Below are 17,006 nucleotides of genomic sequence, written 5' to 3'. Positions count from 1 at the left end.
GTGCCCCACGGCTTAAAATGCGCCGGGACAGTTAAAATTTTTCAGTAAATCGACGATAAGCTCATCGTTCCAGGTCAGGCCTGTGACCTCGATTTTGACGGGCCGCTGATGCAGATTAAACAGCAGCACTGGCTGGCCGCCAGGCGAAGTCGCAATATCGTTAACGGTATCCAGCCAGCGCATCAGCGCCCAGGGGCCGGTAAAGGTCAGGCCGTTTTCCTGCCCCAGAATGCGCGGTTTGGTGCTCATATTGACGACGGATTCCGCACGTGCGCCCGGCCAGTGAAAAAGTTTTGGCGTAACCGGGCCGTGCGAATACCCCATCACGCTGCCGTCAAAGTTGAGGTTAAGCTGGGTGACCGAAGGATCCAGATAGGGAATGGACACGGAGAAATCGATACCCGGCGTGCGGCCGCCGTTCTGGAAGAAAGCGCTGCGGATCGCAGCGGCCTGCTCAAAAACATCCAGCGCGTCTGAATCCTGGCTATTAATATCGCCGCGATAGCGCCAGGGCCTTGCAGCAGTATCAACTTTGTCGGCCAGTTTTTTTTGAAAATAGTCATCCAGCACGCCGCCCGTGGCGAAAAAGCGCTCAAAGTCACGCAGGCTGACTTCCTCACTGTTATCCGCAAAAGGATAGCGGCCCTGCAAAGTGTTGCGGCACACTTCGCCCGGCCCTGAGGCGATGGTTTTATTGCTGCTGTAGACGATCTGATGATTGACCCGTCGGTAAGCGCCGTTCAGCAGCGGCGCGATAATATATTTAAAAGGGTCGGGCCAGACGGCGGACTCCGCGCTCAGCCGCTGTCCTGCGTCGGACACCGACGGCAGATTGCCGTTTTTGATCGCGCTGTCGGAGATGACCAGCAGCGTGTACTGATCGTTCAGCACGCCCATAATCTGGTGCAGCTTAGTGCCGGAAGCCGCGCCCATGCCTTTTTCGCCGCCGCCCACGAATTCACGCAGCGGCACAAAATAGTTATCCACTCCCTGACGCAGCGCTTTTTTCTCCTGAGCGGCCAGCGCCAGATTAAGCTTTGAGGCGGCATCCACCAGTCGACTGTTGGATAATCCTGAGCTGCTGACACGCTGGTTTTTTAGCAGGTTATCCTGCTGATCCACGGCAAGCGTGGTTTCCCTGACGGCGCGCCTCGCCAGATTTACCAGCGGCGAGTGGGTAGAAACCAGCGTGCGCAGCATGTAGATATCAAAAGAAAGCCCGGTATTGTTCTGGCCTGCATCCTCGCTTTTCAGCCGGATGCTTTGCAAAAAAGCCTGCCATCGCCGCGTATACTCCTTCAGATAAAGCGTCATCAGGGCTTCGCGGGTCGGATCGACAATGCCCGATCCTCTGTCCACCTTCAGCGCTTTCAGGGCGCTTTGCGCCTCGCTATTGCCCATTACCCAGCTATCTTCAGCCTGTAACGCCCGCACGCTGTCGCCCAGCTTTTTTTTAAAAACGTGGTGATAGCCTTCCCAGGTAAACAGTCCAGGCATCCCTTTTTCCGCCAGCGCCTCATCGGTAAGGGTAAAAATCTGACCGGCGTCCTCATCGGTCATTTTGCTTAAGGTCAGATTCTCCGGCGCTTCCGCCTGCATCTGCGCTATCACGCGTGCATAAAGTCGATTAACCGGCGTGTTGCGATTAAGTATTTCGCGCGCTTCCGCCACCAGGTTTTTATCCGGTTGCTGGCCATACTGCCGCCAGTCCGGGCGGCTGAATAACGCCTCAAGATGGGCGATAAACAGGCTCCTTTCTTCATAAGGCTGGAGCTTTCCGGCATTGTCCCACTGCCGGGCAATCTCGCTGACCAGCCATGCCCGATCGAACTGGCCCTGTCCTGCCAGCATCAGATAACGTTTAAGCGCGTTGTAAATTGTCGCAGGATCGCGTTCATAAACGGCGCTCTGCAAAGCCTCATGCGCCTGTTGTTCGATTTGCGGAAACAGCAGCCGCTGCAGAAAATAGTGGTAAAGGCCGTCGGCATCGTGGGTTAAACGCTTGCCGACATAAAGGCCATAGCGGAAAGGAAGATCGGGATGCAACACGTCAAGGCCGTTAAATTCAGGCAGATAGTGCGCCAGATTCAGCAGCAGCGGCAGCTTGCCGGGATCCGCCGCCTGTTGATAGCTTTTGACCTCTGCTTCCAGCCTGGTCGCTTTTTTCCCGGCCGCGACAAGGTAGCCGCCGTTATGATGATAGCTGTGGTAGATCCCGCTCAGTAACCAGCAGCAGGCTGCGATGCAAAGCATATGACCAAAGAAGTTCTGGAAGCGATATTTTGACTCTACCCGTAAATTGCGCCGCACCAGATCGCCATCTTTCAGGATGATGTCGGAAAACAGGGATTTCAGAAAATAGTGCCTGCCCCAGGCAACATCCCTGACCAGCGCCTCGCTCTCACCAGTCAGCGAAGCTGGATAAGCCAGCGGCACCGTCTGTCGGTTAGCAATATAGTTGCGCCACTTCTGCATCAGCGTCCCGTTATTGACCATAACGGTATCCTCAGGCTGGTGGCTGCTGACAAAGTAGATACCGCGCAGCGAGGTATAGCCCTGATTTTCATCATAGCGTGAGGCGAAGAAAATCGTCTGCGCCACTTCCGTTACGCTGTCCAGCAGCATGCGGAAATCCTGCGGCAGCACGTACATGCGCTTTCTGTCCGTATTGCTGTATTCCTCCTGTTGGCGCACCGTCATTGCCTTTTCCAGACGATTTTCCAGCAGCGCAAACTCCGCTCCGACCCGTTCGCGCAGATCGCCAATGCCGGTTTTCACCTCTTCCCCCCAGGGGAAAGTCACGCCCCATACCTGCTCGCGCTCCTGCTCGGTCAGGCTGCGGAAATATTCGGCGAACCCCATCAGCCGATCCAGTTTGGTAATCAGCATATAAACCGGAAAGCGTACCCCCAGTCTGCTGCGCATCGCCTCCAGCCTGGCGCGAACTTTCGCGGCCAGATCGTAGAGCTCCGTTTTATTTTTACCCATTACGTCGGTCACGCCGATCGCCACAATCACACCGTTAATCGCCTCTATCGGACGATATTTTTTAATGGCCTTGATAATACCGTCCCACTCCGGCTGCTCGTCCGACGAATCAAGATATTTTCCGGCCGTGTCGATAAACAGCGCGTCATTCGCAAACCAGCACTCACAGTTACGGGTAGGCGCGCTCTCTTTGCAGACCCTGCTCAGCTGTTCCGGCAGCGGGAAATGCTGTCCTGACGATAAGATCGCCGTGGTTTTTCCCGCGCCCTGCGTCCCGATAGTCATGTACCAGGGAAGCTCGCCGTGCATTTTTCCAAATGAAAAAAACCGCTTAAGCCAGGTACCGTTTTTACGCAGCTGTCTTATATATGCCGCTGCATCACGGATAGCCGCATTAACCTCGCTGACGTCGCCATCGCTTTTAACCTCTTTGCTGCCGAAAAAAGCGTCAAGCAGCTTAGGATTGTTTTTCAGCGCCAGCAGCAGCCTCCAGCCGCCATACAGCAGCGTGACCAGCAGGATAGCGCCAATCAGGCTGGCTCTGGTGGCGATACCGCTTAGCGGATAGCTTTCACCGATCAGCAGGTAAGGGCCAATCGTCCAGACGACAACGCAGGCCGTTGCGGCCAGCAGAAGAAACGACGGTACGTTAAACCACAGCCCAATCAGACAAAGCAGTGCCAGAACAACATAAATCACGCGCGCCTCAACGCCTGCCAGCGGACGCGTGTCGCCAAAGCCCAGTAAAGGGCCGAGAAACCAAACCGCAGCGATAATCAGCATAAAAAAGGCTATGACCATCACTACTTTAAAAACGCGAAGCGAGAACATCCTGTTCAGATTAAACATGGCTAACTCATTAATAGGTCACAAAAAATTCCACGCGCCGGTTCTGCGCACGTCCTTGTGCATGGTTATTACTGCTGACGGGCTGATTCTCTCCGGCGCCCTGAATGCGGATTTTGTCAGGCGCTATCCCTTCGGTAAGAAAATAGCGCGCCACGTCCGTCGCTCGTTTTTCCGACAGCACCTGATTATTGGGAAAAGCTTTTGTCCTGATGGGCGTGGCATCCGTATGCCCTACGATCACTACCCTGCCGTTCACGCGATGAACTTCCTTCGCGACGCGTTTGATAATAGGCTCCATATCGGCGATGACTTTGTCCGATCCTGAAAGGAACACGGAATCGCCACGAAAAACGACCTTGCTCTGACTTTGCGTTTCGTCAACGCTGACCAGCCCCTGCCTGATCTCTTCTTTCAGCAAAATAGCCAGCCGTAGCTTCATTGCCGCTACGGGGCGGCTTATCTTCAGCTGCTGCATTGCGTGGATCCGCTGCTGAAGCGCTATCTGATGCGTACCCAGCCAGTATTTGCACCAAATCCACAGGCTCCCGACCAGTAGACAGCTCAGCAGCAGCGTGACGCGCACGGGCACAATGCGCCTTTTAGATTTTTTCTGGCCGCGTATGGCCGCGCCATGCGGCGACAGCGCTGGCGAGAGCGAGTCGCGCGTGCTTTGAATAAGGGTCAGAAGCCGCTGACGGATTTTCATCAGCTGTCGGTCGCCATCTTCCAGAATGCTGTAGCGGCCCTCAAAACCCAGCCCGAGGATACGCAGCAGCACTTCAAGCACGTCTCCGTACTCGTGGGGATCTATAGAAAGACGGCCAACCAGCAGGAAAAATTTGTTGCCGCCGTCGTTGTCGCCTTCAAAATGGTTAAGGATGTTGCTTTGCGACCAGCCGGTCTGCATTCCCCACGTTGTGGTATGTGCCGCTTCATCCAGCGCGGTACAAAGGCAATAGCGAACGATAGCCATCTTTTTCCAGGCGATATTGACCTCGTCACATACCACGCTAAACAGATTGATATCGTGTTTCAGGCTTTGTTTCAGCAGCTCGACATGTTCGGGATACGGGATGGTTTCCGGCATCTCGCTAAGCGCGCGCAGCAGTGGCTGGGCGGCTTCGAGCAGCGGATTTTCAGCCGCCCTTACCTTTTGCACCCGCAGCTGTACGCCTTCGCTTTGCAGCAAAACCTCACTTTTCTGGCTGGACCAGCCCTGGATAAACGCATCAGGATCGCCGCGTTCCGGCGTTCCTGGGTTTCCCGGATCGTCATCCAGCAGAAACTTGCCCAGCGCCTGCGGCGTCAACGTTTCTTCGGGCGCGGCATCCGGCGCGGCAAATTGGCTCTCGTCGCGCATCAGCTTCTGACTCCCCAAAGCTCCATATTCAGGTCAGGGAAATCACCTGCAATATGTAACGCCAGCGCGCCGGTTGCGGCAATTTTGTCCCAGAACGGCCCGCTTTGCAGCAGGTCGAAATAGACATAGCCGGCGTGATAAGGGATCTGACGCGGCGGCACCGGCAGCGCCTGTAACACCAGCCCCGGCAGGTGTGAACGAACCAGCTCATGCAGCTGCTGCGGCGCGCTGATTTTCGCCTGCGCCGAAAACTGCTGTTGCAGCACGTCCATGGGCAGCTGAGCGTGTACGGCCAGCACCAGATTAGAAAACTCGCGCAGCTCGCCCGGCAGCATGGCGGCCGTCCAGACGCCATTGCCTTTCGCATGGAGGTCGATCATTTGACCGGCACGGATCAAAATCTGATTCAGCAAATAGTGCAGCTCTTCAACCAGCGGGCGAACAGAAGGATAAAGCCTGGCGTGATCGTAGCCCGGCGCGCTCACCGGCCGTCGCGTCTGCGTACGGATAAAGGTCGACAGCTCGCCCGAGAATTTCGCCAGCTCCTGATAAAGCACAATTGGCGGCAGCTCGGGCACGTGCCGCAGATGATCCAACACCGGCTCATATTTATTGAAAATTTGCAGCAGCAGATAGTCGACCACTTCGGCGCTGGCGCTGGCTTTGCCGTCGCTATTAGCCAGTCGGCCCGCCAACATATCGGCGCGCATCCTGACCAGACCGTTAAGATGCGTCAGCCATTCGGCTAACAGCGTGCTGGCCGCATAGCCGGTGACCGGCGGAATATAGTCTTCGGTATGCAGCAGCACGCTGCCATCGGGCTGAATGGCCCTGATGCGGGTCAGCGGCAGACCAATCCAGGATTCCGTCATTTCATTTTCAGAAACCAGATTCAGGCGCAGCCTTGCCAGCTGGACAGGTTTTGGCCCCTGACGGATCGCATTGGTATCGCTCAGCTCCGTTTCAAAAGCGGCGAAGCGCGCCAGCGAACCGCTGTCGCTGAGATCGAAGATGGTTTCGTCACTGTTATCCAGCCGCAGCGGCACGGCCAGGAAAATCAGCTGCCCCAGATGATCCGGCGTAATGGTCAGCGGTTCAGGCAGTTCGGCATGGCCGGGTATATCAAAAGGCGTGCCGTCCGGCAGCACGCCGCGTCCGGCGCGCAGCACCAGTTTGCCGTAAGAGAGCGCTTCCAGATCGATATCGTATTGCGCAAACCCCCAAAAAAAAGGCGATATCGTTGCCGCTCGCTTGTGGGCGTAATATTCAAAATAGCGTTCCTGCTGCTGAAACAGCTGCGGACGTAAAAACAGTCCTTCGCTCCAGATAACTTTATTTGTTCTCACTGGCTATTCCCTTTTATCAAGCGCGATGGCTAAGGCATCAAAATGTACCGTCAGCACGACCGCTTCTCCGGGCAACACTTTTCGCCACCAGGATCGTTTTTTATTTTTTTTATAAAGCTCCCACGTTTCACTCCATCCCGCGCGGTCGATATCCCGATAGGCGGCGACGATGCCTAATGCAACGGTATCCTTTTCCGGCGTCAGGCTGATTATTCTGTTTTCGCCAGGCTGTAATATGCCTTCATAGACTTTTTTCGCCTCCGCCTGTAAAGCCGGGTCCGCGCCATCGGTAAGCGTAAAGAAATCGCTGTTTTCAAAGTTATCCAACGATTTTAAAAGATAAAAAGTAATATCCAGCGGTGCAGGCTCTCCCTTTTCATTGGGATTAATTTCTTTTGACGCTTCCAGCCTGATAGTTAACTCCGGCTTGGGAGAGTCGCTGAAAGGGGAACGGCAGCCCGCTGACGTTAAAACCGCCAGAATAATAAGCAAACGACTAATGAATCGGGCTATGTTGATTAACTGCATGGTAAATATCACCTTAAAATCCCGAAGCCAGGCCGAAAAGCTTGTCATCCAGGGATGACAAGCTTTTGTATCGCTTAACGTATTAGCTACTCAGGTTCGCTTTGACGTCATAGCTTGCGGAGATAACGCCAGATTTGCTGCCTTCAGAGTTCTGCATGACGTAATCCTGCGTCACTTTAGTGAAGGAGAATTTAACCAGCTCACGAGGACGGGTTTCATCCTCTGAAGATCCTGACATATCGACACGGGTAATAATGGTGTCGGTAAAGTTAATGGTTAAATATTCCAGCGGATTGCCGCCCGCTTTACGCACCACGAAGACAATGTTTTTAATATGCTTGCCCGTCAGACAGTGGCTTAATAAATTAGGGCTGGCCTTATCGGTGTAATGCGTAAAGCAGAAATCGGCCACGCTTGCCTTGCCTGAGCCGCCGCCGGATCCGCTGTGCATATTGGAATGCTGTGAAACATCCCAATGCCATTCCAGTACCTCAATTTCATTGGTATGTGCGGCATCCAGCGATTCACCTTCAATGCCGTCTATCTTAATAAACATATCTTGTGCCATGATCATTCCCTTATTCAGCACTATTAAAATCGCTACGCCTGCGCGCAGCGTATGTAGTTAAAGCAGCCTTGCGAACAATGCTGCTGTTAACAATATTAAAATCTGCGATCGTTATGCTGCGCCTTTCAACGACGGTAATTTCGCTACCATACGCAGCGAAACGGTCAGGCCTTCCAGCTGGAAATGCGGACGCAGGAAAAATTTCGCCTGGTAATAGCCTGGATTGCCTTCCACATCCTCAACCACCACTTCCGCTGCGGCCAGTGGACGACGCGCTTTGGTTTCAAAAGTGGAATTAACCGGGTCGCCGTCGACATAATTCATTATCCAGTCGTTCAGCCATTTCTGCATTTCATCGCGTTCTTTAAATGTGCCGATTTTGTCGCGCACGATGCACTTCAGATAGTGGGCAAAGCGAGAACAGGCAAACATGTAAGGCAGCCGCGCGGAAAGGTTGGCGTTTGCCGTGGCGTCCGGATCGTAATATTCCGCTGGTTTTTGTAACGACTGCGCGCCGATAAAGGCGGCATAATCGGTGTTTTTACGATGAATAAGCGGGATAAAGCCGTTTTTAGCCAGTTCCGCTTCGCGACGATCGGAGATAGCGATCTCCGTTGGGCATTTCATATCAATGCCGCCATCGTCGGTCGGGAAGGTATGGCACGGCAGGCCTTCACCACGCCGCCGCTTTCCACGCCTCGGATCAGCGTGCACCAGCCGTAGTGTTTGAACGAGCGGTTGATATTGACCGCCATCGCATAGGCCGCGTTGGACCAGGCGTACTTGCTGTGATCGGCGCCGTCGGTGGTTTCTTCAAAATTGAAGTCGTCGACGGGATTGGTATGAATGCCATACGGCAAACGCGACAGAAAACGCGGCATTGCCAGGCCGATATAGCGTGAATCTTCCGACTGCCGCAGCGAGTTCCACGCCGCATATTCCAGATTCTGGGTAAAGATCTTGGTCAGATCGCGCGGATTAGCCAGCTCCTGCCAGGAGTCCATCTGCAGCACGGACGGTGCCGCACCGGTAATAAACGGCACGTGCGCAGACGCGGCGATTTTGCCAATGGAGGCCAGCAGATCCACGTCTGGCGCGGTGTGATCGAAATAGTAGTCGGCGACCAGGCAGCCGTAAGGTTCTCCCCCCAGCTGGCCATATTCCTCTTCATATACCTGCTTAAAGAGCGGGCTTTGATCCCAGGCGATCCCTTTAAAGCGCCGCATATTGCGCCTCAGCTCATCTTTGGAAATATCCATAAACCGCAGCTTCAGCTTTTCGTCGGTTTCGGTGTTGTAGACTAAATAATGCAGTCCGCGCCAGGCGCTTTCCAGGGACTGGAACTGTGGATGATGCAGGATCAAATTGATCTGTTCGGACAACTTGCGATCGATCTCGGCAATAAAAGCGGCAATATTTTTATAGGCGTCGTCGGCCATGGTGACCGAGCTGCTCAGCGCCTGCTCGGCCAGCGTTTTGACCGCGCTCTCTACGGCGGTTTTCGCCTGCTCCGATTTCGGTTTGAACTCCTTGCTTAACAGCGTATTAAAATCGCTGTAGCCTGCGTTGGTTGCCTGGTTCTTTTTCTCAGCTTGCATCGACATGATATCCCTCTCTCGCCTTATTCGTTCCCTAATGGGTTGCCGTCTGTTTTCACTGGTTTCGGTGCGGAAGCCAGCGCGGTCAGCAGCGATTTATCCTGTAGCACTTTCATCAGCAGACTTTCCGCGCCGGCTTTGCCGTCCATATAGGTTTGCAGATTAGCCAGCTGGGTGCGGGCATCCAGCAGCTGAGAAAGCGAATCCACTTTTTTGGCGATTTCGTCCGGTGAAAAGTCATGAATGCTTTCAAACGTCATATCGATCATCAGCTGCCCTTCCCCGGTCAGGGTATTAGGCACGGCGAAAGCCACGCGCGGTTTCATGGCTTTCATTCGCTCGTCGAAATTATCGATATCAATGCTGAGAAATTTGCGATCGGCAACCGGCGGCAAAGGCTCAATCGCCTTGCCGGACAGATCGGCTAATACGCCCATAACAAAGGGCAATTCTATTTTTTTCTCGCTGCCATAGATCTCCACGTCATATTCAATTTGTACGCGCGGCGCCCTGTTTCTGGCGATAAATTTTTGAGCACTGCCATTTCTTGAAATCATGATATCCCTTTCATCGTGCTTTATTAAAAATAGCCTTTATTCACATTAATAGCGGCCTGTTAAGCGGCGCTATTACCCGTTAAAAATCCGTCCTGCCTTGCCGGATTTTCTCGCTTCTCGCCTGTTTTATCATTTATCGCGTTTTCTTCTTTCCCTTTCGGCTGAAAACGGATAACGATATTATCCCCTGCCGTTATGTAGAGACATTGTTCGCTTAGTGATGCCTGGCTGTTTAATATCTGGCGCGCTATTTCCGGCGCGATATTTTGCTCGATAAATCGGATCAGCATTCGTGCGCCCGTTTCAGCCACGGGACACTGCCCGATAATATGCGTCACCAAATCTTCGCCATAATGCAGCGAAGCGCCATGCTGTTCGCGTAAACGCAAAGCCAGTCTGTCAAGCTGCTGCCGGACAATACGTTGTAGTGATGCTTCCTGAAGCGGCAGATAAGGCACCACGGCCAGGCGCCCTAAAAAGGCCGCCGGGAAGACTTTCAGCAGCTCAGGCTGCACCATTTTTCTGACGCTTTCGGCATCGGGCGCCGTCTCTGCATCGGCAAACAGGCTGGCGATCGTTTCGCTGCCGACGTTGCTGGTCAGCAGCAGCACCGTATTTTTAAAGTCGATTTGCCGCCCTTCGCCATCTTCCATACTGCCCTTGTCGAAGACCTGAAAAAACAGTTCATGCACGTCGGGATGCGCTTTCTCAATCTCATCCAGCAACACTACGCTGTAGGGCTTGCGACGTACCGCTTCCGTCAGCACGCCGCCTTCGCCATAGCCCACGTATCCCGGTGGCGATCCCTTCAGCGAGGAAACGGTATGGGCCTCCTGATACTCGCTCATATTGATGGTGATCAGATTCTGCTCGCCGCCGTAAAGCTGCCCGGCGATCGCCAGCGCGGTTTCCGTTTTCCCCACGCCGGACGGGCCAACCAGCATAAAGACGCCGACCGGCTTACGCGGATCCGCCAGCCCCGCGCGAGCCGTCTGGATGCTTTCGCTGACCTGACGCAGCGCATAGTCCTGACCGATGACGCGCCCGGCCAGCCGCTGCGGCAGTTCCAGCACGGCGTGAAGATCGTCTTTTAACATCTGTCCGACCGGGATCCCCGTCCAGTCGGCCACTATCGCGCCGATGACATCCGCATTGACCTCCGCCTGCACCAGCGGCTGCTCGTTCCGGGCCGCCTGCAGGCGCGCTTCCAGCTCCGCCAGCTCATTTTGCAGCGGCGCCATCTCTTCCTCAGCCGTAGAGGCCTCGTCCTGTAGTTTTTCACGTACCGCGACGATGGCGGCGACCAGCTCTTTTTCCCGCGTCCAGCGCTGCTCCAGCTGAAGGGAAGCCTCGGTCCGATCGGCGATCTCCTGTCTCAGGCGTTCGCCGCTGTTGGGCTGCACTTTGCCAAATCGGCTGGCCTTTTCAACCAGGCCCAGCTCTGCGCGGGCGGCGTCCGTCCGACAGTGGAGACGTTGCAGCATGACCGGCGCCGCATGTTGCGCGACGGCCACGCGCGCGCAGGCCGTATCAAGAAGGCCTATCGCCTTATCTGGCAGCTGCCGGGCCGGAATATAACGGTGCGACAGCCGCACGGCGGCCTGCAAAGCCTCTTCCATAATCCAGACGCCGTGATGCTTTTCCAGCACCGGCAACAGCCCCCGCAGCATAGCGACGGCGGCTTCCTCATCCGGCTCTGCAATTTGCAGCACCTGAAAACGCCGAGTCAGCGCCGGATCCTTCTCAATATGGCGTTTAAATTCGCTCCAGGTCGTGGCGCCAATAGTGCGCAGCTGGCCCCGCGCCAGCGCAGGCTTCAACAAGTTAGCCGCGTCGCCCGTCCCGGCATTGCCCCCGGCACCGATCAGCGTATGAACTTCATCGATAAACAGGATAACGGGCTGGGGCGAAGCGATAGCCTCATCCAGCACGGCTTTCAGCCGCGCCTCAAACTCGCCTTTCATGCTGGCGCCGGCGGCCAGGGCGACGACATCCAGCGCCAGCAGCCTGACTTTTGCCAGCGCTGGCGGCACATTACCCGCCACGATGGCCTGCGCCAGCCCCTCCACGACGGCCGTTTTCCCGACGCCAGCTTCGCCGGTCAGCAGCGGGTTGTTCTGACGGCGACGCAGCAGGATATCGGTCATGGTGCTGATTTCATGCTCGCGTCCCGTTACCGGATCGATTTTGCCTTCGCGCGCTAACGCGGTCAGATCGGTGGCATACTGCGCCAGCCCGCCGCTTTTTGTCTGGCCGCCGATAGCCGCGTTAATTTCGCCGGGCATGACGCCGGCCTCCGTCGTCGCCTCGCTGACTTCCGGCGAAGCCTGAGTGATATAGCCGAAATCGGCGGTCAAATGTTCCAGAGAGATCCGTTCAAAAGCGGAAGAGATAGCAAACAGGGCACGCCGCAGCTCCATGGTGGTCAACATGGCGATCAGCAAATGTCCGCTGCGAATACGGCTTTCAAAACATTCCAGGCTGGCATAAATCCAGGCGCGTTCGATAGCGAGTTCAATATGATATGAAAAGTCCGAAATAGTGCTGGCACCTGCCGGCAATCGGGCCAGCGCCTGAGCGAAGCCCTGTTCCAGCGCCTGCGCATCGACCTCAAAATGGCGGGCTATCAGACGTAAATCATTTTGCTCCTGCTGCCAGATCTGATTTAGCCAATGCACCAGTTCAACATAGGGGTTGCCGCGCAGCTTACAAAGCGTGGTTGCACTTTCAATCGTTCTGAATAATGTCTCATCCAGCTTGCCGAATAAATTTTGCCTTGTAATCGCCACGTATCATTCCTCCGGGTACATTTTTCACAGGCATAAAATCACACAGACCAGAGTCTTCCGGGGAAGGAAAACAAAATATAATACCCTTGTCCACGCCGTAAAAATAAATTAAGAATACCGCCCGAACGCTATTCCTGAATAACAGACCCGCTACGATTATAACCCCTTATTTAAAAAGATTTTTCCTGTCAAATAACCTGGTGACCCGCTGAAATCTCTGGCATTTCCTCACAATGGCATTGAGACTGTTTTTTTCACATGTTATAAAATCTGAAAAAAGCATAAAAACCGCCGCGTGTATTTAACGCGCTTATTAATTAATAACACCCTGTTGTTTTTCAAAAAATAACAGTTAGCTTACTAAAAAACCCTGTTCAGACGGCCAAATTAATAAAGACAAAGCCTACGTTTAAAAACAAGGATAACGGGAGCAATTGTGAATCATAAATTCCTCGATTATTACAATCAGGAACTCACTTTTATGAAAGAGTCAGCGCGTGAGTTTGCTGAAAAACATCCCAAAATTGCCGGGCGTCTGGGGATGAGAGGCATCGAAACGGCCGATCCTTATGTTGAAAGACTGATTGAAGCATTTTGCTTTTTATCTGCACGTACGCATTTAAAACTGGATGCGGAGTTCCCAAAGTTTACGCAGCGGCTTCTGGACATCGTCTACCCTAATTATAATTCGCCCACGCCCTCCATCGGCGTGGTTCAACTTGCGCCTGACCTGAAAGAAGGAGAGCTAGGCCACGGCTATCTTGTTCCCAAAAACAGTGCGTTTTATACCCGCATATTGCCAGGCGAAAATACACGCTGCGAGTTTCGCAACAGTCAGGATGTTACGCTGTGGCCAATAGAAATCGTTGAGGCTCGCCTGACTTCCGTTCCGCCGGATATTCCCAATCTGGAAAAGTACCGTATTCCTTACGCCAGGCTGAAAGGCGCTCTGCGGATCAAATTGCGTGCGCAGGGGGAACGGGTATTCTCGCAGCTGACCGGCTTCGATCGGCTGCCGCTTTATATCGACGGCGATGAGCGCATTGTTTCCCATCTTTTTGAACTTTTGCATACCAGCAATGTGGCTATGCTGGTACGGGCCGGCAACAGCAAAGCGGAAGACGTGGTCATCGCCCAGCGCCCGCTGACTTTTGAAGGGCTGCATCCCGATCAGACGCTGCTGCCGCTCTCCTGGAACATGTTTCATGGACATAACCTGATCCATGAATATTTCGCCTGTCGTCAACGCTTTTATTTTTTTACGCTGACCCAGCTGGCCGCCGGTTTGTCCCGCAACCACAGCAACGAGGCCGAGCTGATAGTGCTGCTGGATCGGCTTCCCCAGCAGCTGATTGGCCATGTTAACGCGTCAAAGTTTTTACCGTTTTGTACGCCGGTGATTAACCTGTTTCCCAAAGTGGTGGACAGGATCGAAGTCAACCGGGCGCTAAACGCTTTCCATGTGGTTCCCGACCGCAGCCGTCCCCTTGATTACGAGGTTTTTTCCGTGCATAAGGTGCGCGGCCAGCAGGCGGAAAGCAGCGAGGAAGTGGTGTTTCAACCGCTTTATCAAACGCGTCACTGCGACTATGGCAATTTCGGCCGTTACTTCTCGCTCAATCGCGAAGCCAGAGTAAAAAGCGAGAGCAAGAGAAAATATGACACCCGCACGCCTTATCCCGGAACAGAGGTCTTCGTCTCGCTGGTCGATCAGCAGGAAGCGCCCTATGCCGACCATATTCGCTATCTTACGGTCGAAGCGATGGTCACCAACCGGGATCTGCCACGCCTGATTGCCAGAAGCGGCAGCTTTGATTTAACCCTGTCCGACGCGGTTCCTGTTCTGGGCGCGGCCTTTGTCTGCCAGCCCAGCGCGCCACGCGAGCCTTTTGCGCTGGGGGAGTCGGCCTGGCGTTTGATCCGCCAGCTTAGCTTTAACTATCTGCCGCTCTCCGATCTGGAGCACGGGCCGGGCGGGGAATCGCTGCGCAATATGCTGCGCCTGTTTTTACACAACGCCGATCGCGAGTCCAATACTCAGGTAGATAGCCTGATCGGCTGTAAAACGTTTCCGGTTACCCGGCGTCTTCCCGGTGACGGCCTGTTGATTTACGGCAGAGGCGTGCGCTGCGTGCTGACGGTAGATGAAGAAGGCTTTTCCGGCGTCAGTCCTTACCTGTTCGGTCTGGTGATGGAGAATTACCTTTCTCGCCACGCCGCTATTAATGTGTTTACCGAAACGGAGCTGCACTCGATGCAGAGGGGCGTCATCGCCAGCTGGCAGGCCCGCCCCGGCAAACGAGGCTCGTTCTGATGCGCGCTTCCTCCGTCGATATGCTGGCCGCCTGGTTTAATAACGAGCGGCCCTGGGAAGCCGGTTTTATCAGTATCATGCGCGCAATTACGGCTAAAACGCCGACGCTGCCGGTGCCCGGTACAGCGGTGCTGCCTGGCCAGGAGACGTTCCGCATAGGCCAAAAAGCCTCTCTGATTTTTGCGCCGCGCGAGATCGCTTCTCTCGGCCTGGAGAATGGCCGCATCGGGATAAAACTCTTTGGCCCCGGCGTATGGGGCCCGCAGGGCGCGATGCCGCTGCATTTTTCCGAACTGGCGTACTCGCGAACGGAGGCCCAGGACAATACGCTGACCGACTTTCTCGATGTTTTTCATCATCGCGCCCTGTCGCTGTTTTATCGCGCCTGGTTTGTCGCGCAGGATACCGCCTCGCTGGACAGACCGAATGAGGAACAGTTCTCTTTTTATATTGCCAGTCTGGCAGGCATGGATCTGGCCGAGCTACACGATAAACCGCTGCCGACCCACGCCCGACTGGCGTCTTCTGCCCATTTGATCCGCGAGGCGCGCAATCCGGAAGGACTGGCGGGCGCCATCGAATATTACTTCCAGATAAAAGCCCGGCTGGAAGAGTTTGTGACCCAGTGGATCTTTCTGGATCCCGCCGATTGCTCCGTGCTGGGCAACGATGCGGCCATGCTGCTGGGCGATGGCGCAATATTAGGCAATACCGTGCGGGACAGGCAGCACAAATTCAAGCTGCTGCTCGGCCCCTTAACGCTGGATAACTATATGCGCTTCAGCCCGTGGGGATCGGATCTGCCCGTACTGCGGGAGTGGGTGCGCAATTTTACGGGGTTCGAATATGCCTGGGATGTCCAGCTGGTGCTGGCTGCCAGCGAGGTGCCGCAGGCGACGCTGGACGGCAGTCATCAGCTTGGCTACGCCGTCTGGCTGGAGAGAAAAGAGGACGTTACGCCGGTTTACGGCATGAGCTTTGAGCCGGAGCGCTATCACCCGTAGCGCCCGGACGCGATATAAAGGACAACATCGTGACGGAAAACAACAAGCATCATTACTATCGGGATCTGTTACAGCCGGTGCCCGGCGATCGGCCCTGTGGTGAAAACCTGGAATATGACGCCGCTTATATTATGCTGCAGGCCAGGCTTCAGCCAAGGCTGGACGCGGAGTACGGCAGCTTCGTCGAGGCTGCCGAACCGGTGAACTGGGCGGAGATTGAGCGCGACTGTCAGGCGCTGCTGCAACGAAGCCGCGATATCCGGCTGGTGGTGGCGCTGATGCGCTGCCGTATCAGGCAAATCGGCATGGCGGCGCTGCATGAAGGGCTACTGATATTACGTGACTTACTGACCACTTTCCCCACGGATCTTTATCCGCAGCTGACGGAAGAAGGCGAGTTCGATCCGGTTATGCGGGCTAACGCCCTGTCCGAGCTGGATGATATCAACGGGCTGCTTGCCGATTTTCGTCAGCTGCCTCTGCCGAAAGCGGCAGGTCTGCAAATTGCCATAAAAGATTTTGAAAAAGCGCACGCCACGCCGCGTGAAGAGGGCGCGCTGCCCGAAGCGACGGCGGCGGCTTTGCTACTCGAATGGGAAGCCCGTCAGGATCAAACCCTCCTCTCACTGCAAAAAGCGCACGCCTGCCTGATGGAACTCCGCGCCATCCTGACAACCTCGCTGGGCGATGAAGCGCCGGATTTTGCGCGGTTAGGCGCCATTCTGCGGCTATTTATCAGTCAGGAAGCCACGGTTTCGCCGCTGTTGCCAGCCGTTTCTTTTGTCGCAGAAGAAACGGTAGAACAGCCGGTTCAGGCAGAAACGGCGGCAGAAAACGAAGCCGTCAGCGTCCCCCTGATTACGCCCCGCCAGACCGGTATTGCCAGCCGCGCCGATGCGCTGCTCAGGCTACAGGAGCTGCGGCTATGGTTTACCCGAATGGAACCCGGCAGCCCGGCTATCCTGCTGCTTCAGTATGCGGAGAAGACGGTGGGAAAAAGCTTTTCTCAGCTGGTAAAAATGCTGCCGCCGGAAATTATCGACAGGCTCGATAGCGACAAAGAATAGCGTAGCCTGCCGATTGCGGCAGCCAGCCGCGCCCGGCA

9 protein-coding genes and 2 pseudogenes are annotated in these 17,006 nt (G+C 55.0%); 3 read left to right on the top strand and 8 right to left on the bottom strand.

Translation table 11 applies throughout. The features are described 5' to 3' along the window. Positions 1–12: 12 nt before the first annotated feature. The 8 genes and pseudogenes from tssM to tssH form a co-directional block, all read right to left on the bottom strand. Entirely contained in the window at positions 13–3,837 is a 3,825-nt protein-coding gene (tssM, locus tag ACVWZ0_RS01800; RefSeq protein ID WP_253456351.1) for a type VI secretion system membrane subunit TssM, read from the bottom strand. A 10-nt stretch (positions 3,838–3,847) separates the two neighbouring features. Then, on the bottom strand, positions 3,848–5,197 hold the full coding sequence (gene tssL, locus ACVWZ0_RS01795; RefSeq protein ID WP_253456354.1) for a type VI secretion system protein TssL, long form: 1,350 nt from the start codon (positions 5,195–5,197) through the stop codon (positions 3,848–3,850). After that, on the bottom strand, positions 5,197–6,543 hold the full coding sequence (tssK, locus tag ACVWZ0_RS01790) for a type VI secretion system baseplate subunit TssK (protein WP_253456357.1): 1,347 nt from the start codon (positions 6,541–6,543) through the stop codon (positions 5,197–5,199). Before tssK ends, tssL begins: the two co-directional genes overlap by 1 nt. A gap of 3 nt (positions 6,544–6,546) precedes the next feature. Beyond that, complete coding sequence (gene tssJ / locus ACVWZ0_RS01785; protein WP_253456361.1) at positions 6,547–7,071, bottom strand: type VI secretion system lipoprotein TssJ; 525 nt, start codon at positions 7,069–7,071, stop codon at positions 6,547–6,549. 82 nt (positions 7,072–7,153) lie between these two features. Beyond that, on the bottom strand, positions 7,154–7,639 hold the full coding sequence (locus ACVWZ0_RS01780) for an Hcp family type VI secretion system effector (RefSeq protein ID WP_253456364.1): 486 nt from the start codon (positions 7,637–7,639) through the stop codon (positions 7,154–7,156). A 111-nt stretch (positions 7,640–7,750) separates the two neighbouring features. Then, positions 7,751–9,237 (bottom strand): annotated as a pseudogene (gene tssC, locus ACVWZ0_RS01775) (type VI secretion system contractile sheath large subunit). A 23-nt stretch (positions 9,238–9,260) separates the two neighbouring features. Next, entirely contained in the window at positions 9,261–9,794 is a 534-nt protein-coding gene (gene tssB, locus ACVWZ0_RS01770; protein ID WP_253456366.1) for a type VI secretion system contractile sheath small subunit, read from the bottom strand. Between the two features lie 179 nt (positions 9,795–9,973). Continuing rightward, positions 9,974–12,583, bottom strand: a pseudogene (gene tssH, locus ACVWZ0_RS01765) (type VI secretion system ATPase TssH); the annotation flags it as partial. A gap of 436 nt (positions 12,584–13,019) precedes the next feature. Between tssH and tssF the strand changes: the two are divergent. From tssF to ACVWZ0_RS01750, 3 genes are read left to right on the top strand one after another with little or no spacing between them, the layout of a single operon-like run. Further along, a complete protein-coding gene (tssF, locus tag ACVWZ0_RS01760; protein ID WP_253456371.1) occupies positions 13,020–14,897 on the top strand; it encodes a type VI secretion system baseplate subunit TssF in 1,878 nt (625 codons plus the stop codon). Continuing rightward, positions 14,897–15,901, top strand: coding sequence for a type VI secretion system baseplate subunit TssG (gene tssG, locus ACVWZ0_RS01755; RefSeq protein WP_253456375.1), 1,005 nt, complete (start codon positions 14,897–14,899; stop codon positions 15,899–15,901). The genes tssF and tssG overlap by 1 nt, the downstream gene beginning before the upstream one ends. A 29-nt stretch (positions 15,902–15,930) precedes the next feature. Then, positions 15,931–16,968 carry a type VI secretion system protein TssA gene (locus ACVWZ0_RS01750; protein WP_253456377.1) on the top strand — a complete coding sequence of 346 codons (1,038 nt, stop codon included), beginning with the start codon at positions 15,931–15,933 and terminating at the stop codon, positions 16,966–16,968. Positions 16,969–17,006: the final 38 nt, after the last annotated feature.

The organism is Erwinia sp. TECH1, from assembly GCF_054057575.1.
This window is presented reverse-complemented; position numbering and strand designations above follow the sequence as displayed.

Coding starts and splice junctions, on each gene's coding strand:
- tssM (WP_253456351.1), bottom strand. CDS start 3,837: ATGTTTAATCTGAACAGGATGTTCTCGCTTCGCGTTTTTAAAGTAGTG.
- ACVWZ0_RS01780 (WP_253456364.1), bottom strand. CDS start 7,639: ATGGCACAAGATATGTTTATTAAGATAGACGGCATTGAAGGTGAATCG.
- tssJ (WP_253456361.1), bottom strand. CDS start 7,071: ATGCAGTTAATCAACATAGCCCGATTCATTAGTCGTTTGCTTATTATT.
- tssG (WP_253456375.1), top strand. CDS start 14,897: ATGCGCGCTTCCTCCGTCGATATGCTGGCCGCCTGGTTTAATAACGAG.
- tssB (WP_253456366.1), bottom strand. CDS start 9,794: ATGATTTCAAGAAATGGCAGTGCTCAAAAATTTATCGCCAGAAACAGG.
- tssL (WP_253456354.1), bottom strand. CDS start 5,197: ATGCGCGACGAGAGCCAATTTGCCGCGCCGGATGCCGCGCCCGAAGAA.